General features: G+C 44.8%; 21 protein-coding genes. 10 read left to right on the top strand and 11 right to left on the bottom strand.

The genetic code is table 11. The features are described from left to right. Positions 1-264: a PLD nuclease N-terminal domain-containing protein gene (locus tag A7sIIA15_RS00655; RefSeq protein ID WP_095685342.1), complete on the top strand. Its 264-nt coding sequence runs from the start codon at positions 1-3 to the stop codon at positions 262-264. A 3-nt stretch (positions 265-267) separates the two neighbouring features. Here the strand turns inward: A7sIIA15_RS00655 and ccsB are convergent, their stop codons facing one another. From ccsB to A7sIIA15_RS00630, 5 genes are read right to left on the bottom strand one after another with little or no spacing between them, the layout of a single operon-like run. Next, positions 268-1,161 carry a c-type cytochrome biogenesis protein CcsB gene (ccsB, locus tag A7sIIA15_RS00650; protein ID WP_095685341.1) on the bottom strand — a complete coding sequence of 298 codons (894 nt, stop codon included), beginning with the start codon at positions 1,159-1,161 and terminating at the stop codon, positions 268-270. Next, the gene (gene resB, locus A7sIIA15_RS00645) at positions 1,162-2,631 is read right to left on the bottom strand and encodes a cytochrome c biogenesis protein ResB (protein WP_095685340.1); all 1,470 of its coding nucleotides are present in this window, start codon (positions 2,629-2,631) and stop codon (positions 1,162-1,164) included. After that, complete coding sequence (locus A7sIIA15_RS00640) at positions 2,632-3,357, bottom strand: cytochrome c biogenesis CcdA family protein (RefSeq protein WP_095685339.1); 726 nt, start codon at positions 3,355-3,357, stop codon at positions 2,632-2,634. It abuts the gene before it with no gap. Continuing rightward, entirely contained in the window at positions 3,354-3,899 is a 546-nt protein-coding gene (locus A7sIIA15_RS00635; protein WP_095685338.1) for a TlpA family protein disulfide reductase, read from the bottom strand. Before A7sIIA15_RS00635 ends, A7sIIA15_RS00640 begins: the two co-directional genes overlap by 4 nt. After that, the gene (locus tag A7sIIA15_RS00630; protein ID WP_095686417.1) at positions 3,899-4,522 is read right to left on the bottom strand and encodes a histidine phosphatase family protein; all 624 of its coding nucleotides are present in this window, start codon (positions 4,520-4,522) and stop codon (positions 3,899-3,901) included. The genes A7sIIA15_RS00635 and A7sIIA15_RS00630 overlap by 1 nt, the downstream gene beginning before the upstream one ends. A 50-nt stretch (positions 4,523-4,572) precedes the next feature. On the opposite strand from A7sIIA15_RS00630, the gene A7sIIA15_RS00625 reads away from it, so the two are divergent. From A7sIIA15_RS00625 to A7sIIA15_RS00610, 4 genes are read left to right on the top strand one after another with little or no spacing between them, the layout of a single operon-like run. Beyond that, positions 4,573-5,340 carry an HAD family hydrolase gene (locus A7sIIA15_RS00625; protein ID WP_095685337.1) on the top strand — a complete coding sequence of 256 codons (768 nt, stop codon included), beginning with the start codon at positions 4,573-4,575 and terminating at the stop codon, positions 5,338-5,340. A 40-nt stretch (positions 5,341-5,380) separates the two neighbouring features. Continuing rightward, positions 5,381-7,576, top strand: a complete 2,196-nt coding sequence (locus A7sIIA15_RS00620) for a helicase-associated domain-containing protein (RefSeq protein ID WP_095685336.1) — start codon at positions 5,381-5,383, stop codon at positions 7,574-7,576. 9 nt (positions 7,577-7,585) lie between these two features. Then, the gene (locus tag A7sIIA15_RS00615) at positions 7,586-8,647 is read left to right on the top strand and encodes a M20/M25/M40 family metallo-hydrolase (protein ID WP_095685335.1); all 1,062 of its coding nucleotides are present in this window, start codon (positions 7,586-7,588) and stop codon (positions 8,645-8,647) included. Continuing rightward, complete coding sequence (locus A7sIIA15_RS00610) at positions 8,640-10,289, top strand: DNA repair helicase XPB (RefSeq protein ID WP_095685334.1); 1,650 nt, start codon at positions 8,640-8,642, stop codon at positions 10,287-10,289. Before A7sIIA15_RS00615 ends, A7sIIA15_RS00610 begins: the two co-directional genes overlap by 8 nt. Here A7sIIA15_RS00610 and A7sIIA15_RS00605 read toward each other — a convergent pair. Further along, entirely contained in the window at positions 10,252-10,503 is a 252-nt protein-coding gene (locus A7sIIA15_RS00605; RefSeq protein WP_095685333.1) for a glutaredoxin family protein, read from the bottom strand. The genes A7sIIA15_RS00610 and A7sIIA15_RS00605 overlap by 38 nt on opposite strands. 91 nt (positions 10,504-10,594) lie before the next feature. Between A7sIIA15_RS00605 and A7sIIA15_RS00600 the strand changes: the two genes are divergently transcribed. Then, positions 10,595-12,973, top strand: coding sequence for a fibronectin type III domain-containing protein (locus tag A7sIIA15_RS00600; protein WP_095685332.1), 2,379 nt, complete (start codon positions 10,595-10,597; stop codon positions 12,971-12,973). Between the two features lie 3 nt (positions 12,974-12,976). Here A7sIIA15_RS00600 and A7sIIA15_RS00595 read toward each other — a convergent pair whose 3' ends face one another. The 3 genes from A7sIIA15_RS00595 to proC are packed head-to-tail and all read right to left on the bottom strand — an operon-like array spanning position 12,977 to position 15,084. Next, entirely contained in the window at positions 12,977-13,075 is a 99-nt protein-coding gene (locus tag A7sIIA15_RS00595; RefSeq protein ID WP_009612566.1) for a 30S ribosomal protein bS22, read from the bottom strand. Positions 13,076-13,126: 51 nt separating this feature from the next. Next, the gene (locus A7sIIA15_RS00590; protein WP_095685331.1) at positions 13,127-14,293 is read right to left on the bottom strand and encodes a hypothetical protein; all 1,167 of its coding nucleotides are present in this window, start codon (positions 14,291-14,293) and stop codon (positions 13,127-13,129) included. Continuing rightward, positions 14,290-15,084: a pyrroline-5-carboxylate reductase gene (gene proC, locus A7sIIA15_RS00585; RefSeq protein ID WP_095685330.1), complete on the bottom strand. Its 795-nt coding sequence runs from the start codon at positions 15,082-15,084 to the stop codon at positions 14,290-14,292. The genes A7sIIA15_RS00590 and proC overlap by 4 nt, the downstream gene beginning before the upstream one ends. Positions 15,085-15,122: 38 nt before the next feature. Here proC and A7sIIA15_RS00580 point away from each other — a divergent pair, with 38 nt between their 5' ends. The 4 genes from A7sIIA15_RS00580 to A7sIIA15_RS00565 are packed head-to-tail and all read left to right on the top strand — an operon-like array spanning position 15,123 to position 18,647. After that, positions 15,123-15,935, top strand: coding sequence for a DUF3109 family protein (locus tag A7sIIA15_RS00580; protein WP_095685329.1), 813 nt, complete (start codon positions 15,123-15,125; stop codon positions 15,933-15,935). A gap of 26 nt (positions 15,936-15,961) precedes the next feature. Next, on the top strand, positions 15,962-17,329 hold the full coding sequence (radA, locus tag A7sIIA15_RS00575) for a DNA repair protein RadA (protein WP_095657712.1): 1,368 nt from the start codon (positions 15,962-15,964) through the stop codon (positions 17,327-17,329). Then, the gene (locus A7sIIA15_RS00570) at positions 17,326-18,177 is read left to right on the top strand and encodes an HhH-GPD family protein (RefSeq protein ID WP_095685328.1); all 852 of its coding nucleotides are present in this window, start codon (positions 17,326-17,328) and stop codon (positions 18,175-18,177) included. The genes radA and A7sIIA15_RS00570 overlap by 4 nt, the downstream gene beginning before the upstream one ends. Next, a complete protein-coding gene (locus A7sIIA15_RS00565) occupies positions 18,174-18,647 on the top strand; it encodes a GNAT family N-acetyltransferase (protein WP_095685327.1) in 474 nt (157 codons plus the stop codon). The genes A7sIIA15_RS00570 and A7sIIA15_RS00565 overlap by 4 nt, the downstream gene beginning before the upstream one ends. Here A7sIIA15_RS00565 and A7sIIA15_RS00560 read toward each other — a convergent pair. Together A7sIIA15_RS00560 and A7sIIA15_RS00555 are read right to left on the bottom strand one after the other, a co-directional pair. Continuing rightward, complete coding sequence (locus tag A7sIIA15_RS00560) at positions 18,644-19,165, bottom strand: SOUL family heme-binding protein (protein ID WP_095685326.1); 522 nt, start codon at positions 19,163-19,165, stop codon at positions 18,644-18,646. The genes A7sIIA15_RS00565 and A7sIIA15_RS00560 overlap by 4 nt on opposite strands. Positions 19,166-19,172: 7 nt before the next feature. Beyond that, on the bottom strand, positions 19,173-21,674 hold the full coding sequence (locus A7sIIA15_RS00555) for an ATP-dependent Clp protease ATP-binding subunit (protein WP_095657716.1): 2,502 nt from the start codon (positions 21,672-21,674) through the stop codon (positions 19,173-19,175). Between the last annotated feature and the right edge of the window lie 124 nt (positions 21,675-21,798).

Here is a 21,798-nt window from a genome sequence, read left to right as displayed (position 1 = left end):
ATGGGCAGATTCATTCTTCTTTTTCTAGTCTTTGGAATCACTATCTATGCGTTAATAGATTGTGCACGTAAAGATGAGTCAGAGATTAAGACTTTGCCAAAATGGGGTTGGTTACTCGTAATTATTTTGATTGGTCCACAGGCACTTGCTATTGGCCCAATTGCTTATTTGATTGCTGGAAGAAATCGCAAGAGTGGTGGACGCAAACCTAAGCGTCGTATCTTGCCGCCAGATGATGATCCAGATTTCTTGAGGAAGCTTTAACCTCTATAAACCTGAGTAGGTGTGCTTTCCTGTGCCCCAGATGTTTATGTATACATAGTTAAATAGGAATGTTGAACCTGCAAACAAGCACAACCACGCAGCTTTTCGTCCTCGCCAGCCAACAGTTACACGTGCATGCAGATATGCCGCATATGCCACCCAGGTAATAAATGCCCACGTCTCTTTTGGATCCCAGCCCCAATAGCGGCCCCAAGCACTTTCTGCCCAAATAGCACCTGCAATAACTGCAAATGTCCATAGTGGAAATACAAATGCAACTAAGCGATATGAGAGTTGATCTAGAACTTCAAGTGATGGCAAACGTTTTGCCCAAGCTGTTCTTTCTCCGCGAGACTCCATTGCATCTAAATACAGATATGCAGCGGCAATCGCATTTGCCAGTAAGAAAACACCACCGGAGATAATCGCTGCAGATACGTGAATAACTAACCATGTTGACTTAAGTGCAGGCACTAGGGGTGCACTTGGGCGATAGAGAACTGCAACAGCAGTTCCAAGAGTAAGTAATACTGCGATTGAGACTAATAATCCCAACCAACGCAGATCATATTTACGCAGTGCGACAAGGTATGCACCAGAAAATGCAAGAGCACCTGTAATTGAGAACTCATACATGTTGCCCCAAGGAACACGACCAGCAGAGACTCCGCGAGCAACAACACCAGCAAAGAGCAAAACGAATCCTAAAATCATCATCGCAGTTGCAATACGAGCAACTTTCTCCGTGCGCTTGTAATCCATGTTCTTCTTTGAATCTTCGGTCGTTACTCGAACAGCCCACGCTGTTTCAATCGCATGTGCAAAAAATGAAAGGGTGTAAACGGCCATTGATGAATACACAAGGTAGTTAGAGAGATAAGCCCAAGTGCGTGACATCTATTTCTCTCCCTTTAACATCGCTACAAATTCCGCCATTTCATTCTCTAAACCTGGTGCTGCATTTTTAGCTAAACCTGCAACTTCTACAGACTTACCAACACGAATCCAGATTCGGCGGCGTCTTGTAAACAGTGATGCAAGCAAGCCCAGGATGGCAACAATACTGCCGAGGAGGGCATAGTTCTTCCCAGGATCATTGACTATCTCAATATTGACCCACTGCAGATATCCCTCGAAGGTTAAAGAACCTTGTGGGTATGTAAAAGTCTCACCTGGCTTTAATGACTTAAGACCAACTTGATTCATCTTTGATGTGTCAATGCGATACACAGATTGTGGAACTCCACTATCGAGACCTAAATCACCCAACCATGCTGCTAACAAAAGCCGTGGATCTAGAGCTTCAGGAAAAACACTCACTGCACCATCTGCGCCACTGCGCGAATATGTTGGCACAAATGAACCCACAAAACCGATCTGCGGATCTGCATCTGGAACCTTAATAGCACCGATAGATCGTAGGTTTCCATCCTGTGGCAAGAACGGCACTGGACCTTGCATTGCAACATTGCCCTTTGAATCCCTCACAGTCACAACTGGTGAATAACCATTTGCCTGTAAGTAAATGCTGGTATTACCTAATTTCAATGGTGAGTTTACTTTTATTGTGCGCTTCTCTGTTTTATTCAAATCTTGCTTAGCAAAAGTAATATCGAGGGTGTAGTCCTCAGGTGCACTCGTTACCACGTTATATTTGGCAGTAAATTTATCAACAGTGAGTGCAAAATCAGGAAGATTATTCTCATTAAACAACTTGCCGAAGCTCAAAGAATCGTAACTAGTTGTGGTGTTCACGAAGCGCTCACCCACATTTACAATTGCCATTCCTCGCATACCAAATAGAGAACTAAAGGAGATTCCTAGTAAAACTAGAATGAGAGCCAAGTGGAAAAAGAGATTTCCTGTCTCTCGCATAAATCCTTTTTCAGCAGAAATAGAGCCATCTTTTTCTAGAACTCTAAATCGCTTTGATTTAAACCAAGCCCGGGCTTTGTCCAATTCATCGCCTTGTGAACTCCAAGAGGAGAAATGCTCCATGCGATCAAGGTTCTTTGGTGTGACCGGCGGGAGCGCACGTGCTGCGTGAAAATGCTCGAATGTTCTAGGTAGAACACAGCCGATAAGTGAGATGAAAAGCAAGATATAGATCGCGCTAAACCATGGTGATCCATAGACATCAAAGAGTGAAAGACGATCCATCCATTTAGATAGCTCTGGTGAATTCTTGAAGTATTCGCCTACTTGAATGGGATTCTGTGTGCGCTGAGGAACTAGTGATCCAGGAATAGATGCAACACCAAGTAATAACAACAAAATGAGCGCTGTGCGCATACTTGTTAATTGGCGCCAGCCATAGCGCAATAAACCAACGCTACCGAGCTCTGGGACTTCTATCTCTTTGCTCATTTAAACCACCGGAATGAAATCTGAAATAAGAGAGCGCAGTGAGTTCATTATTTGACCCCATAAGCCCGTAACTTGTAATAGACCCAGAGCAATTAAAAAAACACCACCAATTTTTGTAATCAAGTCTCCGCGCTTGACTAGATACTTGCGCAACTTCTCTGAGCGATCCAAGAACACACCCGATGCTATAAACGGAAGGCCTAAACCAAAGCAATAACCCACAGACAATAACGCTCCACGCAGCGCACTTGATTCTTGAAAAGCTAATGTTTGAACCGCTGCTAACGCTGGACCAATACAAGGTGTCCATCCCACGCCAAAGAGAAAACCTAAAATCGGTGCACCAATTAAGCCACCTGTTGTTTTCATTCTGGGGCGAAATGTTGGAGCAAATGGAAATTTTCCTAGAAAAACAAAACCGAGAAATATCGTAATTACACCCAGAACTATTGAGATTAATCCCTCGTTAGCAACTAATTGATTTCCGAGCCCACCAAAGATTGCACCAAATGAGACAAATACAATGCTAAAACCGAGGACGAACAAAATTGAACCCAGAAATACTTTGCCACGACTTGCAGAAAACCCTGCGGCAAATGATAAGTAGCCAGGAACAAGAGGCAAAATACATGGAGATAGAAAAGAAATCACACCAGCGATAAATGCCACAGGCAGTGCTGTAATGAGGAAGCCACTCATGATTTGCTCTACAAAGAAATCTTTCATTCCCCGCTCACCCGCTCAATCAAATCTGAAAGAGAGGCAACAGTTACTACGCCAGATATGCGAGCCGCGACTTTGCCAGACTTATCAATAAGTACTGTTGAAGGGATGGCATTTGCTGGAAGTGATCCTTTAAAGCCAATTAATAGTGAATCATCAATAAGTGTGGGATATGGAAGTGAAAAACGTCTCTGGAATGCTTCAGCAGTTGCAGGGTTATCACGCGTCAAAATTCCTATAAATGCAACATCGCTATATTTATTGGCAAGTGCTGCAAGAGTTGGAGCCTCTGCTCTGCATGGTGAACACCAAGAAGCCCAGACATTTACCACAGCGACCTTGCCTACTGAATACGTGTAGTTGGTCCCAGATAAAGTCATTCCAGACAAAGCCGGTGCTTCAATTCTTTTCTCTGGCTTAATAAAAGTTACAGAACCATTTCCAGAAACAAAGGATTCTTGCGAACTAGAAGTTCCACCACCTCCACAAGAAGTGAGCAAAAGCGCAGTAGCTATAAGAGCTACGGCCTTAATTCCAGATTTCATCAATTCTTCTTTGGCAACAAATGACGTGCTGGTTCAGAGTAGGTAAGACCTGAGATAAAACCTTCATCATCAAAATGAACGCTAGTAACTGAAGCTAATGAACACTCACGACGGCGAGGATCATGGAGCAATCGTCGATTCTCGATTGCACTTCTTAGAATCCAAATTGGAAGTTGATGTGAAACAACGATTGCATCTTTGCCATTAGCTGCATCTCGGGCAGCAAATACTGCAGCCAGCATTCGGTTGATTTGTTGATCATAGGGTTCACCCCATGATGGTTTCCATGGATTCCATAAGTGACGCCATGAAGATGGATGCTTCAAAACACCATCTCCCACGCCAAAAGGTTTTCCTTCAAAAACATTTGCAGCTTCAATTAAACGCTCATCCGTAGTAATTGCAATCTTATGTGCGGCAGCAATTGGAGCAGCAGTTTCTTGTGCTCGTTGCAGTGGGGAAACATGGAGAGCGCCTAGATCAATAGTTCGAGACCAATCACCCAATGTTTGTGCCATTTCTTGCCCGCGGGCAGAAAGACCCCAACCAGGTTGGCGGCCATAGAGAATCTTGTTGGGATTTTCTACTTCACCGTGGCGGACGACATGGACTGTTGAACTCATTGGTAAAGCATAAAGCGTCCCAATTGATGCAAGTTCGTTAAGGTAGTGACATGGCACTCACAGCTCAGCGGGCAGCCTTTTTTGATGTAGATAACACCCTGATTCGTGGCTCAACCCTCTACTTCCTGGGTAAGGGCATGTATCAGCGTGGTTATTTCACAAAGAAGGATATTTCGCGCTTCGTTTTGGCCAACCTTAGATTTCGTCTAACAGGTAAAGAAAATAGAGAAGAGATTCAACGCTTTCAAGATGCTGCTACAGATTTTATTGGTGGCCACAGTGTTGAAGACATATTAGAGATTGCTCAAGAGATTTATGATCAATATGTCTCACCTGCTCTTTGGCAAGGAACAATTGATATTGCTCAAAAACATTTAGCAGCAGGTGAAGAAGTTTGGTTAGTTACTGCAGCGCCAGAAGATATGGCAGTGCTCATGGCTAAGCGATTAGGTTTTACTGGAGCACTTGGCAGTAAAGCTGAAACTAAAGATGGCAAATACACCGGTGCAATGCTGGGACTTCTCTTGCATGGAAAAGAAAAAGCAGTTGCAGTTCGTGAACTTGCACAGAAAAAGAATTTAGATCTAAGCCAGTGTTATTCATATTCAGATAGCCACAATGACTTTCCATTACTGCAATGCGTGGGACACCCATCAGCGATTAATCCAGATGCAATCTTGTCCTTGCGCGCAATGGCAGAAGGTTGGCCAATCCATGATTTCCGCCGTGCCCGTTATTTAGGCAAGATCGTCTCTCCTGTTGTTGTGCGACTTGCAGCCCTTGGAACATGGTTGACCCCGCGCAGAAAGCGACGTTGATTAACCCCTAAACGCTAAATGCCAGTAATGTAGGCAAGTTATGGAAATGCGCTCCTTCTCCGACTACTTACGTAGTGTCGATGATGCTGCCTTCCTCAATCTATTTTCTGCTCGCCCCGATCTAATAACTCCTGTTCCTCCTGACATCGCATCCCTTGCCGTTCGTGCATGCTCTGCTCCTAGTTTGGCTCGTGCAATTGATTCACTGAATCAGTGGCAGTTCCAGGTATTAGAAGCTGCTGCTGCACTTAATGAGCCTTTTTCATTAAAAAGTATTGTTGCGATAACAGATAAAGCTGCATCCTCAGCGTTAGATCACTTGATTTCTATTGGTCTGATCTATCCATCTGATGATGGAATGCGTTTACCTTCACAACTGCGCGATGTCATTGGTAACGAGCCTGCCGGTCTTGGACCTGCATCAGTTGCAAAAATTAAAGTAGCTGAAGTTGAAAAAGCCCCACCAGAGTCCAAAAAAGTCTTAGAAAGATTAATTTGGGGACCTCCGCGCGGAAGTGTTGGAGATATTAAGAATCCTGGTCCAGGAGTTGCGTGGTTGTTAGAACAAAAATTCCTTGTTCCACTTGATCAGCGAACAGTTATCTTGCCTCGCGAGGTAGCAATACATCTACGTGGTGGCAAAGTTCATAAAGAGAACTTTATTGTTCAACCAAAGCTAGCCGGTGCTAAGCGCAATGAACAACAAGTCAACCTTGCAGCCATTGCGAATATCTCCACGGTTTTGCGTTGGGTAGAGGAACTTCTTAATTTCTGGGCAGATGAACCTTCAGATGCACTCCGTGCAGGTGGGTTAGGGGTTCGTGATTTAAAGATTCTTTCTACTCACTTAGGTGTAGATGAATCCTGCACAGCCTTCATCACTGAGCTTGCTTATCTTGCTTCACTTATTAGTTTTGATGCACAAGATCGAATAATGCCAAGTAATAAATTTGATATCTGGTTGATGCAAACTCCAGCAGATCGTTGGCAAGTTCTTGCCTCCCAATGGCTTATTACTTCGCGCGTTAGCGGATTAGTTGGCCGTGCTGAATCTAAAAACGTTGCAGCCCTTGGTCCTGAGCTAGACCGAGTAAATGCATCGAAAGTGCGTGCATTAACTCTGGCCATTCTCAATGAGAATCAGGGAATTGCACCAGAGCTTGCATCCTTTAATGAAGTCATTGCTTGGCGTGCTCCTGTGCGCCGCAACTCTTCCCTGCAAGAAGAGCTAGCTAGTTGGACTCTGCGAGAGGCTGAATGGCTTGGAATTACTGGGCAAGGTGCAATCTCTAAATACGGTATTGAGTTTTTGGGCGGTGAAGATTTAGCAATCATTAATGAAGACCTACCTAAAACTGTTGACCATATTTTGATTCAAAGCGATAACACTGCAATTGCACCCGGTCCACTAGAACATGAAATTTCACAGCAACTTGCCATGATGGCCGACATTGAAAGCCGTGGAGGTGCAACGGTTTATCGCTTTAGCGAAGCAACGATTCGCCGCGCACTTGATCATGGCAAAACTGGTGATGAGATTAAGGTCTTCTTAACTAAAACCTCAAAGACTCCCATGCCACAACCCTTGGAATATCTCATTGCCGATGTTTCTAAAAAACATGGCAAGTTACGTGTTGGAAATACTTCGGCCTTCATTCGCTGCGAAGACACTGCTCTTATTTCTCAGATTATGAATGATAAAAGATTAGAGATTCTTGAACTGCGCCGCATTGCACCTGAAGTTGTCATCTGTGATCATGATGCAACAGACACAATGCGAATTCTGCGTGAGGCTGGTTATCTACCTGCAGGTGAATCAGCAACAGGAATTATGCTTACTGGTCCACGATCAAATCGTGCACTGACTAAACCTCGACCTCCTCGAGTAATTGGTGAAATTGAAATACCAACCGAAGAGAATTTGAATGCAGCAATTCGAGCAATCCGAACAGGTGAAAAATCAACTCACAAGCAAACTCATTTACGTCAAGCTGCCAATGAAGCTTTGGGTGCCCTGCCTCGCACCACAGCAAATGAAACTATGGATTTAGTGAATAAATACATCCTGGAGGAAAAATCACTTTCTATTGGATATGCCGATAACAATGGCGCGGTTACTCACCGCATCATTGATCCAATACGTGTAAGCGCAGGTGCCTTAATTGCTCGCGATCACGCAACCGGTGAAGTCCAATCCTTCAGAATCCCCCGCATCACCGGCGTTGCGCCACTATAGGATTAACCCATGTTGGCCGCCCTTGAAGCTCTAGTGAAGTTGGAATCACCAACTGAAGATCTAGCGGCATGCCAAGACGTAGTGCGATTAGCAAGTGAACTTGCAACAACAATTCTAGGAACACCTGCACAAATCCGTGACGTGAACGGTCGTCCAGTTTTTTGGTGGGGCGCAGAAAATCCTGACGTAGTTGTGTTGGCTCACTTAGATACAGTTTGGCCAAAAGGCTCTTTTACTCCACTGTGGAAAGTAGAAGGAAACAAAGCAACTGGTCCTGGAATTTTCGATATGAAGGCAGGATTTATTCAAGCCCTCTATGCAATGAAGGGCATCACTGGTTCTGCAGCATTAGTTGCAACTACAGATGAAGAAACTGGTAGTGCAACAAGTAGAGAATTCATCAAAGAGATTTCAGCGAAAGCTAAAGCAGTTTTAGTTTTAGAGGCATCACTTAACGGAATGGTTAAGACTGGCCGCAAGGGCACGGCGATGTATCAAATAAAGATTCACGGCAAAGCATCACATGCTGGCCTTGAACCAGAAAAGGGAATCAACTCCACAGTTGAGATGGCCCATGCAATTATCGCTGTTGCAGCTCTTGAAAATAAAGAGCATGGAACCACCGTTGTTCCAACAATGTTGCGCGCTGGAAACTCAACAAACACTGTTCCAGATTTAGCTGTTCTAGATATAGATATCCGCTCATATTCAATGGATGATCTAAAGCGCGTAGATGCAGCTATTAGAAATCTAAAGGCTGTTAATGCCGATGCGCGTTATGAAATCACTGGTGGATTTAACCGACCACCACTTGAGACTTCTTCAACTATGGCCCTCTATGAGCGTGCAGAAAAAGTTGCTAAAGAGTTAGGAATGCCTCATCTTGGCCACGCCTCCGTTGGCGGTGCTAGCGATGGCAACTTTGCAGCAGCTGCCGGTGCTCAAGTTCTAGATGGCTTAGGCGCAATCGGTGATGGTGCCCATGCTGCCCATGAATGGGTTGATATCAGCACTCTTGAGATTAGAAGCAAGTTACTTAATGCCTTGATTAAGGATCTATTAGATGACTGATGGCCCGTTAATCGTCCAAAGCGATAAAACGCTGCTGTTAGATATCGATCACCCGCTTTCTACAGAGTGCCGACGTGCAATTGCACCTTTCGCTGAATTAGAGCGCTCCCCTGAACATATTCATACCTACCGCCTAACTCCACTTGGTTTATGGAATGCACGTGCTGCAGGCCATGATGCTGAGCAAGTAATTGATACTTTAATTAAGTATTCGCGCTATGCAGTTCCACATTCAATTTTGATTGACGTTGCAGAAACGATGTCTCGCTACGGACGCCTGCGCCTTGAAGCAGATCCAGTCCACGGATTAATTCTTGTAACAACTGATTCAGCGGTTTTGGAAGAAGTAATTCGCGCTAAGAAGATTCAACCGTTGCTAGGTGCTCGCATTGATAAAGAAACTATTGCAGTGTTGCCAAGTCAGCGCGGACAGATTAAACAATCACTACTTCGCCTTGGTTGGCCCGCAGAAGACTTTGCCGGTTACGTTGATGGACAAGCACATGAGATTGCACTCAAGCAAGAGGATTGGAAGATTCGTCCATATCAAGAGTTAGCCGCTGAAGGTTTTTGGCATGGCGGCTCTGGTGTGGTTGTTTTGCCGTGCGGTGCCGGAAAGACAATCGTTGGCGCTGCAGCTATGGCACATGCCAAGGCCACAACCTTAATTTTGGTTACAAACACTGTGGCTGCAAGACAGTGGCGTGAAGAGCTATTGAAGCGCACAACTTTAAATGAAGATGAAATTGGTGAATATTCAGGTGCTAAGAAAGAGATTCGCCCTGTAACTATTGCTACATACCAAGTGATGACAAAGAAAAAGAACGGCGTTTATGCCCACCTGGATCTCTTTGATTCATATGACTGGGGTTTGATTATTTACGATGAAGTTCACCTACTACCTGCACCAATCTTTCGCTTTACTGCAGATATCCAGTCTCGCCGCCGCTTAGGTTTAACTGCCACATTGGTGCGCGAAGATGGAATGGAAGGTGAAGTTTTCTCACTCATTGGTCCTAAGCGCTTTGATGTTCCTTGGAAAGAAATTGAATCCCAGGGATATATCGCACCTGCTGAGTGCATTGAAGTAAGAGTGAACCTGACTGAAACCGAGCGCTTGACCTATGCAACTGCTGAAGTTGAAAATCGCTATCGCTATTGCGCAACCACTCGCACAAAGCGCGATGTCGTTGAGGCACTAGTTAAGAAACATCAAGGCGAGCAGATATTGGTTATTGGACAATATATTGATCAACTAGATGAGCTCTCTGAAGTTCTAGGCGTGCCAGTGATTAAAGGTGAAACTCCTGTTAAGGAACGCGAAATCCTGTTCAATAAATTTAGAACTGGCGAACTAACAACTCTTGTTGTTTCAAAGGTCGCGAACTTTTCAATTGACTTGCCTGATGCAACTATTGCTATTCAAGTCAGCGGTGCTTTTGGAAGTCGCCAGGAAGAAGCACAGCGTTTGGGACGCATCTTGCGACCTAAATCAGATGGGCGAACAGCAACGTTTTATTCTGTAGTTTCCAGAGACACTATTGATCAAGACTTTGCACAGAACCGCCAACGCTTTTTAGCCGAGCAGGGTTACTCTTACAAAATTATTGACGCTGACGATGTTTTTCAAGGGAAGATTTAAACCGTTCAGGATCAACTCTAAAGAAATCATGGTGAATTCCATCGATATGAATTACAGGAACTTGTTCACTATAGAGTTTTTCTAATTCAGTGTTTCCCTCAATATAAATCTTTTCTATTTCAAAATTAAGTTCGGTTTGCATACCTTCAAGAACTTCTACTGCAACCTCACACAAATGACAACTATGTCTACCGAATACGGTTATTACTGTCATTGCCCTCGCCTTTCCTGTCAGTTTCCTTAGAGAATGCTTAATCCAACCCTCGGGCTATGAAGCAATCATCTCACCTTGATAGTGTGCCCCTGTGCGAAAAATCCTCTTGAAAAAGGCGCGGGTCAGCGTTGTTGCCCTTGTCCTTCTTGCTTCGATTTTTTCTGCGCCATCTGCAGAAGCTCTCTATAAAGTTATCCCAGCAACTCAATGGGGTCATATCTATGCGGGCACTGCAACACTTGCAAAACCTGAGCAGCGAGCTCCTGCTAAGAATCTGCAAGCAAAATCTAAAATTGAAGTTAAATACAACAATTTCCCAGATTGGGCAAAAGAAGAAGTACAAGCAGCCGTTGATGTCTGGGCAGCTAATTTTGCATCTACCGTGACAATCAAAATTGATGCTTCATGGGGTCGCTCAAGTTCTTGGGGAATTCTGGGGAGTGCGCGACCAGGAAGTTTTTACTCAGGTTTTTCTGGTGCACCTGATCCATCTCTTTGGTATACCTCGGCATTAGCAAATGCTCTTGCTGGTAAAGATTTAGATAAAGCTAACCCAGAAATGATTATTCAAGTTAACTCAAGTGCGGCTTGGAATACTCGTGGGGATGGAATGCCCAGCAATAATGAATACGACTTAGAATCAGTTTTCTTGCACGAAATCGCACACGGCTTGGGTTTTTTATCTAATGATGCTTATGACGCTTTCTATGGAATTGCCAGCTTGGATCAACCAACTCCATTTGATGCCTATGCACAAACTGAAGATGGTCGACGCCTAGCCGATTTACCTTCACCATCACTTGAACTTGGTAGAGCCCTTACATCCTCACTTGTTTGGTCAGGACCTCTTGGAATTAAAGCCAATAACGGTGTGAAGCCAAAGCTCTACACACCTTCTCGTTATCAATCTGGATCATCAACTAGTCACTTAGATGAGGCAACATTTTCTAAAACTGGTTTGGATTCGGTAATGACTCCTAATTTAGATCCAGGTGAGATCTTTAAAGAACCAGGGCCATTGTTGTTGGCGATGATGGAAGATATGCGCAATAAACCTCCAGCCGGTATTGCTACTGGTTTGCCTGAATCACCACGTAACGTTCAAGCATTTATCGGTGATACTTCTGTGCTTGTTTCATTTGATCCGCCAGTAAATATCCGTACTGCCCAAGTAAGTGAATACATTGTTAAGAACCTAAAAACTGGAGTTGAGAAGAAATCTCTTTCTAGCCCAGTTGTAATTACTGGATTAAAGAATGGTACTTCCTACACATTTTCTGTTGTTGCAAAGAACTCTTTAGGTCTTTCTGCGCCAGCAACAAGCAAGAGCGTAACTCCACAAGCGGGCTGGAGAAGCTCAGTCCTAGATTCAACTGCTGATGGTAAATCGGTATCGAGCACGGTATTCAATGGCCAACCAACTGTTGCATACACCGACACAAAGAGCGGTGATTTAAAACTTGCCACATACGATGGCAAAGTTTGGAAGAAGCTCACTGTGGATGGCGCTGGTGGAACAAGCGGTCGAACTACACATCCAATATCAGGAGAAATTTCCATGTGTGTTAATGGAAGTGGTAAGAAGCAGACATTGCACCTTTTCTATAGTGACTCAACAGATAAAGATCTGCGCTATGCCGCCTATAACGGCAAGAGCTTTACATTTAATGTGGTGGATGGTGATGGGCCATCAGTTAATGATTATTTGGATTCCAATCGTGTTCGCACATCAAGTGATGTGAGCGTTTCAAATGCTTGTGTCGCAACAGCTTCAGCTATTCAAGTTTTCTATCGTGATGAAAGCCAAGGCGTCTTGTTGGGAGCAGTAAAAACCAAAGCACCAGGCTGGACTTATGAAATGGTTGATGGGGATCGCAAAACTGACGGTCGCACAACTGGTGATGTGGGTTTCCACCTCCAAGCAATCTTTGATGGAGTTAAAACTTACGTTGCTTATGATTCTGTAGTAACAATGAATCAAAAGAAAGAGATAACTTCTGGGGCAATTCGTGTGGCAACTCGAACCGGAAGTGATGCAAACACTTGGAGCTATCAAACTCTTGATATCGCAACTGATGAAGCATCGGTTTTTGGTTATGACGTTGCAATGTCTAAGGTAAACGGGGATGTATTGATTACCTGGCTTGCAACCTCAGCAGCCACATTCCCAAAGCCCAACCAACTGCGCTGGGCGATGCTGAGCAAGCCACTTGAGATTTCAAAGATAACTACTGAGAACTTTGGAATACCAGGTGAGTACTTATCTACCGATGGAAAAACAATTTTGTTTAACTGCCAAGAGCGTCTGTGTTCAGTTGATACAACCAAGAAAGATCTTGGCCAATCTGCAATCAGCTTAATTAGAAGCACCCAAGGCTCTGAACCTACTCAGAGCACCTGGGTGATCGTTAACAAAATTAAGTATGTGCTTGCCACGGTTAATGGAAAGCTGGCCTTACTAAAACCGTAATTACTATTTAGCGTTACGGCGCTGAATGCGAGTCTTCTTGAGAAGTTTCTTATGCTTCTTCTTCGCCATGCGCTTGCGTCGCTTTTTAATTACGGAACCCATATGTCACGCTCTCATCTCTAGATCGTTATTGCTTAGGGAATTAGGTTACCTCTAGTTGAGGGTAAAAATCGAAACGGTTTCTGCGCTTGAAGTGATACACAAAGGACCCAAATCCTTGGAAAGGTAGAGTCCTAGTACTTCTTTTTGCTCGGCTGGGGCGCTGTGAGCGGCGGTAATGACACCTTTGGCATCAAAGGCTAGAACTAAGGCTTGCGCGCTCTTAGGTGCCCAATTAGCTAGCTGTGTAATGGCACCTTTTGATTGAAAAAATACAAACGTTGATCCTGCAGTAAATGTCTTACCTGATGAAGCAAACCTATATGTCCACGATGGAACATAGGTACTTGAAAACTTGGTGATTGCGCTTTCAACCTTTGGCCCAGTAATTACTTCCCCGCCAAGTAAAAGGGAATTAGTTGCACTTAACCAGTTTCTTGAAGCATTAGGTGCGCTACTTCGCACCACTGAAACAACTTTGCCCACTTTTGAAAACTTGATAATCACTCCATCAACTTTTCCTACAAGTTTTTTACCGCCTAAAGTTTCACTACTTGATCCAACTACCGTTATAGATCCATCGGCATGCTTAATAACTGACTCGAAAACAGTTGCTTCTGTGCCAACGTTAATGGGCTTAGCAATTTTTCCTGCTAAATCTGAAGTAATAATGGTGCCTGAACTTCCAACGGCAGTGATTCCATTTTTATCTACCGCTACGGAATTAATCAAAATCGGTGCACTTAACTGCAATATGTACTGAGTGAGTAATTGAGTAGTTGGATTAAGTGACCACAGTGAATAAGCATCCAAGTCAGCGCTAAAAATATCGGCAACAGGAATGGTTTTATCTGGATTAAGTGCAGTCACTGTAGGAGAAGGTGCGGGCGTTGCTCGCGCCAAAGAAGTCGAACCTGCAAGCCAAATAACTCCAGTGCTATCAACTGCCGCCGCTGTTACTACTGATGGTGAAGCTTTATCCAGCTCCACAGTCCAGAGCTCTTTTCCAGCTATATCTAGGGCTTTAGCAAATGACTTATCGCCTTTGTTGCCATAAACAATGATGGTTCGCCCTGAAGCAACCACTCCAGAAAACTCATCAACGGATGCAATTGTTGTGAGTAATTTCAGCGACTTAACAAGAGGTTTTTTAGGTGCCGCGTTCGCTAGTGGTGTGAAGAAAAGAGTGGAAATTACAACGAGTGAAAGTAAGCGTTTCACGCTAATTCCTGCGAGCGATCGCGCGCGGCTTTCATAGCTTGGGCAACAACATCTCCCAGTTGGTGTGATTCAAAAGAGGCCAGTGCTGCAGCAGTTGTTCCATTTGGGCTTGTGACATTTTCGCGAAGTGTTGTTGCACTCTTTCCTGATTCATCGAGCAATTTAGCTGCGCCAACAATTGTTTGCACCGTAAGAGTTGTTGCATCAGCATCAGATAAACCAAGGGCTTTAGCGCCATCAACCATCGCTTCGACGAATCTAAAGAAATAGGCAGGGCCTGAGCCACTTGTTGCAGTGACAGCATCTTGTAGATCTTCACTTACTTCAATCACTTTGCCAGTTGCAGCTAGAAAGCCTGAGACAAATTTAGATTGATCTGCACTTACGCCTGCTCCAAGTGAGATTGCAGCCATTCCCGCGCCAACCAAAGTTGGGGTATTTGGCATTACGCGAACAACTGGATTACCCGTTCCAAGTCCCTGTTCGATAAATGAGATCTTCTTGCCTGCTGCAAATGTTATGACTACGGCTGATTTATTGATTGATCCCTTGATTTCATCAAGGACTGTAGCCATATCTTGTGGCTTAACGACAAGAAGGAGCGCATCAGCTTTTGAAACATTGGTTGCAACATCTTCAACCTTGATTCCATAGCGCGTGCGTAGTTCATCGGCGCGGTCTTTGCGCTTTTCAGAGATAGTGATGGAACCTGGCGCAGTGCCATAAGAAATCAGCGCAGCGATAAGGGCTTCGCCCATTACTCCTGCCCCGATTACTCCAACTTGATTCATGTAACAAGCCTACCTTTATGCCTGTAGGCTCTGCGACTATGTCTGAATTAAAACCTGGGTTTGCGCGTGATTGGGTTGAATTTAGCGACCCCAATGACGAAGAAGAAATCTTCAAGTGCGACCTCACATGGTTGACCTCATATTGGACCTGTATTTATGGCGATGGTTGCCAAGGAGTATTTAAGAGCCAACCATTTAGTGGTTGCTGCACTGAAGGTGCGATGTATACAGATGAAGATGATGAGAAGCGCACAGATAAAGCAGCCGCTTACTTAACTCCAGATATGTGGCAGTTTTATTCAGAGGCTCGTCCAAAGAAGCCTGGTGGAGCTTTACGTATTTCTGAAAAAGATGAAGATGGCGATCGCAAAACCCGTCGCGTTGAAGATGGATGTATTTTCTTAAACCGCAAAGGATATGAAGCAGAAGGTTTCACTGGTTCCTTTGGTTGCGTATTGCACCACTTAGCAATCAAGGAAAAGAAACACTTTGTAGATACCAAGCCAGATGTTTGCTGGCAGTTGCCATTGCGTCGTAGTTTTGAAACTCGCGAAGTCGGCGAGCGCGAATATTCAATTACTGTTATCGGTGAATACGAGCGCCTTGCATGGGGCGATGGCGGAGAAGATTTCGATTGGTACTGCACAAGTAATCCTGATGCACACATAGGAACCGAGCCGGTGTATATCTCCAATAAGTATGAACTCCAAAAACTTATGGGTGAAGAGGCTTACGCCGAGCTGGCACGCCTGTGTGACATCCGAATTGCAGGTATTAAGGATGCTCAGTCCCGTTCACTTCCCCTCTTTGTTATCCAACATCCAGCAACACTTGCTGCCCAGAAGAAATAGTCAGTCCTTCGTTCTAGGCTCTACCCATGGCCAAAGTTGAGAAAGATCCATTCCGCTGTAGTGAATGCGGTTGGAGCTCGCAAAAATGGGTTGGCCGCTGCGGTGAATGCCAAGCATGGGGCTCAGTTGAAGAGTTAGCTGCGCCTAAGAAACTCTCACTTGTTCCTGGAAATGTCACAAGTAAAGCAACTCCTATTGGAGATGTTGATCTATCTGCAGCACATGCACGTCCTACGGGCGTATCAGAGCTCGATCGCGTACTTGGTGGCGGATTAGTTCCAGGTGCTGCAATCTTGTTAGCAGGTGAACCTGGAGTTGGTAAATCAACACTACTTCTCTCAGTTGCGGCGCAAACTGCAGCTAAAGGAATTCCTGCCCTCTATGTCAGCGGTGAAGAATCAGCATCACAAGTTCGACTACGTGCAGAGCGCATTAAAGCAATTGATCCACAGTTATTTCTAGCATCAGAGACAGATCTTGGCGCAGTCATTGCTCACATTGACGCCGTTAAACCGCAGTTACTCATTATTGACTCAGTACAAACAATAGGTAGCAGCACAGCAGATGGTTCACCTGGTGGTGTGACACAAGTACGCGAAGTTGCAGGAGCACTTATTCGAATCTGTAAAGATCGCGACATTACTTTGCTTCTAGTTGGCCATGTAACAAAAGATGGCTCTATCGCAGGTCCTAGACTTCTTGAACACATCGTTGATGTTGTTTTGCAGTTTGAAGGAGAGCGTCACTCACGCCTTCGCCTTATTCGTGCAATAAAAAACCGCTTCGGTGCATCTGATGAAGTCGGTTGTTTTGATTTAAGTGATTCAGGAATTGAATCCGTGCTTGACCCAACTGGACTCTTTACATCCCGCCATGCAGAACCAGTTCCTGGAACGTGTGTGACTGTAACTCTTGAAGGTCGCCGCCCATTACTTGCAGAGATTCAAGCCCTTGTTAGCCAGGGACGTGAGAATGATTTTGGAAATGCACGTCGTGTTGTCTCTGGCCTTGATTCTGCCCGCACATCAATGACTTTAGCTGTTCTAGAACTTCGCGCAGGAGTGCGAGTGGGTGGCCGTGATGTTTATGCAGCAACAGTTGGTGGCATGAAAATGTCAGAGCCGGCCGCTGATTTAGCGTTGGCCTTAGCCGTTGCATCTGCAGCTAAAGGTTTAGCTCTTCCCTCTGATTTAGTTGCAATCGGTGAAGTTGGTCTAGCTGGTGAAATTCGTAAGGTGAGCGGCGTTGATCGCCGTCTGCAGGAAGCATTTCGTCTAGGTTTCAAGCGAGCGTTAGTTCCTACGGGTTCAGAGACAAAGATTGCAGGTATGGAGATTGTTGAAGTTTCACGTCTTGATCAAGCACTCAAACGGGTAAAAATCACTGGCGAATGAACCAGTTAGAAAAACCGATAGTTTCCTGGTTTAAGAAAAACAAACGCAATCTGCCTTGGCGAAACACCACGCCTTGGGGTGTCATGGTCAGTGAATACATGTTGCAACAAACTCCAGTCAATCGTGTTCTTCCTAAATGGGATGAATGGATGAAGCGCTGGCCAACACCAAAAGATTTAGCTAAGGCATCACCGGCCGAAGTTATTACAGCGTGGGGGCGTCTTGGCTATCCACGTCGCGCTCTTCGACTACATGCTGCAGCACAAATCATTGCCGAAGATTTTAATAATGAAGTACCAGAAGATCCTGCCATTCTGCAGACACTTCCTGGCATCGGTGAATACACCGCGGCTGCAATTGGTGCTTTTGCTTTTGAAAAACAAACTCTTGTGATGGATGTGAACATCAGACGGTTGTTAACCCGCATCGTTGATGGAAATGAACATCCAAAGCCTGCACCAACAACTAGAGAGAGAGCTTCGCGCCTTGCTCTTCAACCTCCAAAGAATGCTCACATATGGGCTGCTGCAACAATGGAACTTGGTGCACTCGTCTGCACATCTAAAAACCCTATCTGTGAGCAGTGCCCAGTTATTGGCCAATGTAATTGGCGCAAGAATGGTTATCCAAAAACTGATCTAGTGCGTAAATCTCAAGACTGGCATGGCACCGATAGAAAGTGCCGTGGCACAATCGTTCAAGCTCTGCGTGAGAATGAATCGTTAACTGAGAACGCAATCAAAAAACTCTGGCCAGATGAGTCACAAGTAGAGAAAGCCCTTAAAACTCTGCAGGCTGATTTACTTATAGAAGCTATCCCCCGCAAGCGATATAGACTGCCCGCATGATCCGCGTTGCTATAAAGCAAGATGCTCCACGCATCCTGCAACTCATTAAAGATTTAGCTGAGTATGAAAAAGCCCCACTGGAGGCAAAGGCAACGTTGCAACAAATTGAAGAAACAATCTTTGGTGACAAGCCAAGCGCTTTCTGCCATGTTGCCGAAGTTGATGGTGAAGTAATTGGTATTGCAATTTGGTTCTTGAATTACTCAACATGGCTTGGAAAGCCAGGTCTGTATTTAGAAGATCTCTATGTTGATCCTGCCCATCGCGGTAAAGGTTTAGGAATGGGTTTTCTAAAAACTCTTGCAAAGATTTGTGTTGAACGCGAGTATGAAAGATTCCAGTGGTGGGTTCTAGATTGGAACGAACCATCAATTGAGCTCTACAAATCCATAGGCGCAGTGGCTATGGATGAATGGACGGTATTTAGACTTAGTGGAGATTCATTAAAGAATTTTGCTGGTAACGCTTAAATAGTTGGAATAACAATCTCGTTGTACTGAAGGAAACTAGGTTTAAAGGGTGGATCAAAGCGAGCGACTCTAGTCTCGGCAGAAAGTGCCACGTTTTGCTTTTCGGCAGCAGCACGAAGTGCAGCGATTTTCTGCGCAGATAAGGCAGAAGTTGCTTTGCCACGAAATGAAGCAACAACACACATCTCTGCAGCAAGTTCGCGCAAGACAACTTTAGAATTAATTGGGAGAGGCATATCGGCAAGCGTGCTTCCTGCTGGCATCACAAATGAGACAAACCATTGATCCTCAGTGAGATTGTCGTTTCTTTTCGCAGTAATCACAGGGGCAGTCATAGCTATTGCCTGCTCAGCTTTATTGCCTTTAGAGATGTAACCAAAGAGTGAACCAAAAGCAGAACTTCCAGCATCGGAGTAATTAGCAGAACTTTTGACTTCGGCAATTACACAGGGCTTATATTCACGGAGTTCAAACCCTGGATAGGTTTTTAAAACCGTGAACTCTTGCCTCTTAGTCATTTAGTTACTAAGCAGTTGGTGCTTCAGCAAGATCTTCAGGTGAATCAGGCATTTGCGCCTTAGTAGCACCCTTAAATGTGAAGACTGCTTCTGCATCTACTCCCTCAACATCAACAACGATGATTTCCCCGGCCTTGAGTTCACCGAACAAGATGCGCTCTGAAAGAGCATCTTCGATTTCACGTTGAATTGTGCGACGAAGTGGACGTGCACCAAGAAGTGGGTCATAACCACGTGCAGCAAGAAGATCCTTAGCTGCAGGAGTTAATTCAATTCCCATGTCCTTTGCTTGCAGACGATCATCAAGGTTCTTAATCATCAAATCAACGATTTGAATAATCTGATCCTTAGTCAACTGGTGGAAGACGATGACATCATCAATACGGTTGAGGAACTCAGGACGGAAGTGAGACTTAAGTTCATCACTTACCTTGCCCTTCATGCGCTCATAGTTTGTTTGGTCATCATCGCTGTTAGCAAAACCAAGGCCCAAGCTCTTTGAAATATCGCGTGTTCCAAGGTTTGTAGTCATGATGATGACAGTGTTTTTGAAGTCAACGGTGCGACCTTGCGCATCTGTTAAGCGACCATCTTCAAGAACCTGAAGAAGTGAGTTAAAGATATCTGGGTGTGCTTTTTCGATTTCATCGAAAAGAACAACAGAGAATGGGCGACGGCGAACCTTTTCAGTTAACTGTCCACCCTCGTCATATCCAACATATCCTGGAGGTGCACCGAACAAACGAGATGCGGTGTGACGCTCTGAGTATTCAGACATATCAAGTTGAATCAATGCATCTTGATCACCAAATAAGAATGATGCAAGTGTGCGAGAGAGTTCAGTCTTACCAACACCTGAAGGACCGGCGAAGATAAATGATCCACCTGGACGGCGTGGATCCTTTAGACCTGCGCGTGTGCGGCGAATGGCTTGTGATAGCGCCTTAATAGCTTGGTCTTGTCCAATCACACGGTTGTGTAGTTCATCTTCCATGCGAAGAAGTCGTGCAGTTTCTTCTTCTGTAAGTTTAAAGACTGGAATACCGGTTGAGATTGAAAGCACCTGAGCAATGAGTTCTTCATCAACTTCAGTTACCTTATCTAGGTCAGTTGCTTTCCAATTCTTTTCAGCTTCATGCTTTTCAGTGATGAGGGTTTTTTCCTTATCGCGAAGAGATGCTGCTAATTCAAAATCTTGACCATCAATTGCAGACTCTTTTTCCTTGCGTGCACTTGCGATTTTGTCATCAAATTCACGCAGTTCAGCTGGAGCGGTCATACGCTTAATGCGAAGACGTGAACCTGCTTCATCGATTAAATCGATTGCTTTATCCGGCAAGAAACGGTCTGAAACATAACGATCAGCAAGGTTTGCTGCCGCAGCTAGCGCACCATCTGTAATTGAAACGCGGTGGTGAGTTTCGTAGCGATCGCGAAGACCCTTCAAGATTTCAATGGTGTGAGCAACTGATGGCTCTTTTACTTGAATTGGTTGGAAGCGGCGCTCAAGGGCTGCATCCTTTTCAACATGCTTGCGATACTCATCAAGTGTTGTTGCACCGATTGTCTGTAATTCACCGCGAGCAAGCATTGGCTTCAAGATGCTGGCAGCATCAATTGCACCTTCTGCAGCTCCAGCGCCTACAAGTGTGTGGATTTCATCGATGAAAAGAATGATGTCTCCACGAGTTTTAATCTCTTTTAGTACTTTCTTCAAGCGCTCTTCGAAATCACCGCGGTAGCGGCTACCGGCGACAAGTGCACCAAGATCGAGAGAGTAGAGCTGCTTATCTTTCAAAGTCTCTGGAACATCGTTCTTATAGATTGCTTGTGCAAGACCTTCAACAACTGCAGTCTTACCAACACCTGGTTCACCGATTAGTACTGGGTTATTTTTTGTGCGACGTGAAAGAACTTGCATCACACGTTCGATTTCATTTTCGCGACCAATAACTGGATCAAGCTTTCCTTCACGGGCAGCTTGTGTGAGGTTGCGACCGAATTGATCAAGAACTAATGATGTTGATGGTGTGCCCTCTGCAGGTCCACCAGTTTGTACAGCTTCTTTTCCTTGGTAACCAGAAAGTAATTGAATAACTTGTTGGCGAACACGATTCAAATCTGCGCCAAGCTTTACGAGAACCTGGGCGGCAACGCCTTCACCTTCGCGAATAAGACCAAGCAAGATATGTTCTGTGCCAATGTAGTTGTGTCCAAGTTGCAAAGCTTCACGAAGTGAAAGCTCTAGAACTTTCTTTGCACGAGGTGTGAAAGGAATATGACCACTTGGTGCTTGCTGACCTTGACCAATGATTTCTTCTACTTGCGCGCGAACGCCTTCAAGTGAAATACCTAATGACTCAAGGCCCTTTGCAGCAACGCCTTCGCCTTCATGGATGAGTCCGAGCAAGATGTGCTCTGTGCCGATGTAGTTGTGATTGAGCATGCGTGCTTCTTCTTGAGCCAGCACAACAACTCGGCGGGCTCGATCTGTAAAGCGCTCAAACATGGGCGGGGCTCTCTTCCTTTGTCTCTTATCTTTAGCCTAATACCTACAGGCTTACGCTCGCGAGGTGGATTGCTACTGTCTTTTACAACCCAATAACTGGGTCATTTATGCCCGGATGAGGCTA

The organism is Candidatus Planktophila vernalis, from assembly GCF_002288185.1.
GTDB lineage: Bacteria > Actinomycetota > Actinomycetes > Nanopelagicales > Nanopelagicaceae > Planktophila > Planktophila vernalis.
Note: the sequence above shows the minus strand (reverse complement) of the source record. Positions and strands in the feature narration are given on the sequence as shown.

Coding starts and splice junctions, on each gene's coding strand:
- A7sIIA15_RS00655 (WP_095685342.1), top strand. CDS start 1: ATGGGCAGATTCATTCTTCTTTTTCTAGTCTTTGGAATCACTATCTAT.
- ccsB (WP_095685341.1), bottom strand. CDS start 1,161: ATGTCACGCACTTGGGCTTATCTCTCTAACTACCTTGTGTATTCATCA.
- resB (WP_095685340.1), bottom strand. CDS start 2,631: ATGAGCAAAGAGATAGAAGTCCCAGAGCTCGGTAGCGTTGGTTTATTG.
- A7sIIA15_RS00640 (WP_095685339.1), bottom strand. CDS start 3,357: ATGAAAGATTTCTTTGTAGAGCAAATCATGAGTGGCTTCCTCATTACA.
- A7sIIA15_RS00635 (WP_095685338.1), bottom strand. CDS start 3,899: ATGAAATCTGGAATTAAGGCCGTAGCTCTTATAGCTACTGCGCTTTTG.
- A7sIIA15_RS00630 (WP_095686417.1), bottom strand. CDS start 4,522: ATGAGTTCAACAGTCCATGTCGTCCGCCACGGTGAAGTAGAAAATCCC.
- A7sIIA15_RS00625 (WP_095685337.1), top strand. CDS start 4,573: ATGGCACTCACAGCTCAGCGGGCAGCCTTTTTTGATGTAGATAACACC.
- A7sIIA15_RS00620 (WP_095685336.1), top strand. CDS start 5,381: ATGGAAATGCGCTCCTTCTCCGACTACTTACGTAGTGTCGATGATGCT.
- A7sIIA15_RS00615 (WP_095685335.1), top strand. CDS start 7,586: ATGTTGGCCGCCCTTGAAGCTCTAGTGAAGTTGGAATCACCAACTGAA.
- A7sIIA15_RS00610 (WP_095685334.1), top strand. CDS start 8,640: ATGACTGATGGCCCGTTAATCGTCCAAAGCGATAAAACGCTGCTGTTA.
- A7sIIA15_RS00605 (WP_095685333.1), bottom strand. CDS start 10,503: ATGACAGTAATAACCGTATTCGGTAGACATAGTTGTCATTTGTGTGAG.
- A7sIIA15_RS00595 (WP_009612566.1), bottom strand. CDS start 13,075: ATGGGTTCCGTAATTAAAAAGCGACGCAAGCGCATGGCGAAGAAGAAG.
- proC (WP_095685330.1), bottom strand. CDS start 15,084: ATGAATCAAGTTGGAGTAATCGGGGCAGGAGTAATGGGCGAAGCCCTT.
- A7sIIA15_RS00580 (WP_095685329.1), top strand. CDS start 15,123: ATGTCTGAATTAAAACCTGGGTTTGCGCGTGATTGGGTTGAATTTAGC.
- radA (WP_095657712.1), top strand. CDS start 15,962: ATGGCCAAAGTTGAGAAAGATCCATTCCGCTGTAGTGAATGCGGTTGG.
- A7sIIA15_RS00570 (WP_095685328.1), top strand. CDS start 17,326: ATGAACCAGTTAGAAAAACCGATAGTTTCCTGGTTTAAGAAAAACAAA.
- A7sIIA15_RS00565 (WP_095685327.1), top strand. CDS start 18,174: ATGATCCGCGTTGCTATAAAGCAAGATGCTCCACGCATCCTGCAACTC.
- A7sIIA15_RS00560 (WP_095685326.1), bottom strand. CDS start 19,165: ATGACTAAGAGGCAAGAGTTCACGGTTTTAAAAACCTATCCAGGGTTT.
- A7sIIA15_RS00555 (WP_095657716.1), bottom strand. CDS start 21,674: ATGTTTGAGCGCTTTACAGATCGAGCCCGCCGAGTTGTTGTGCTGGCT.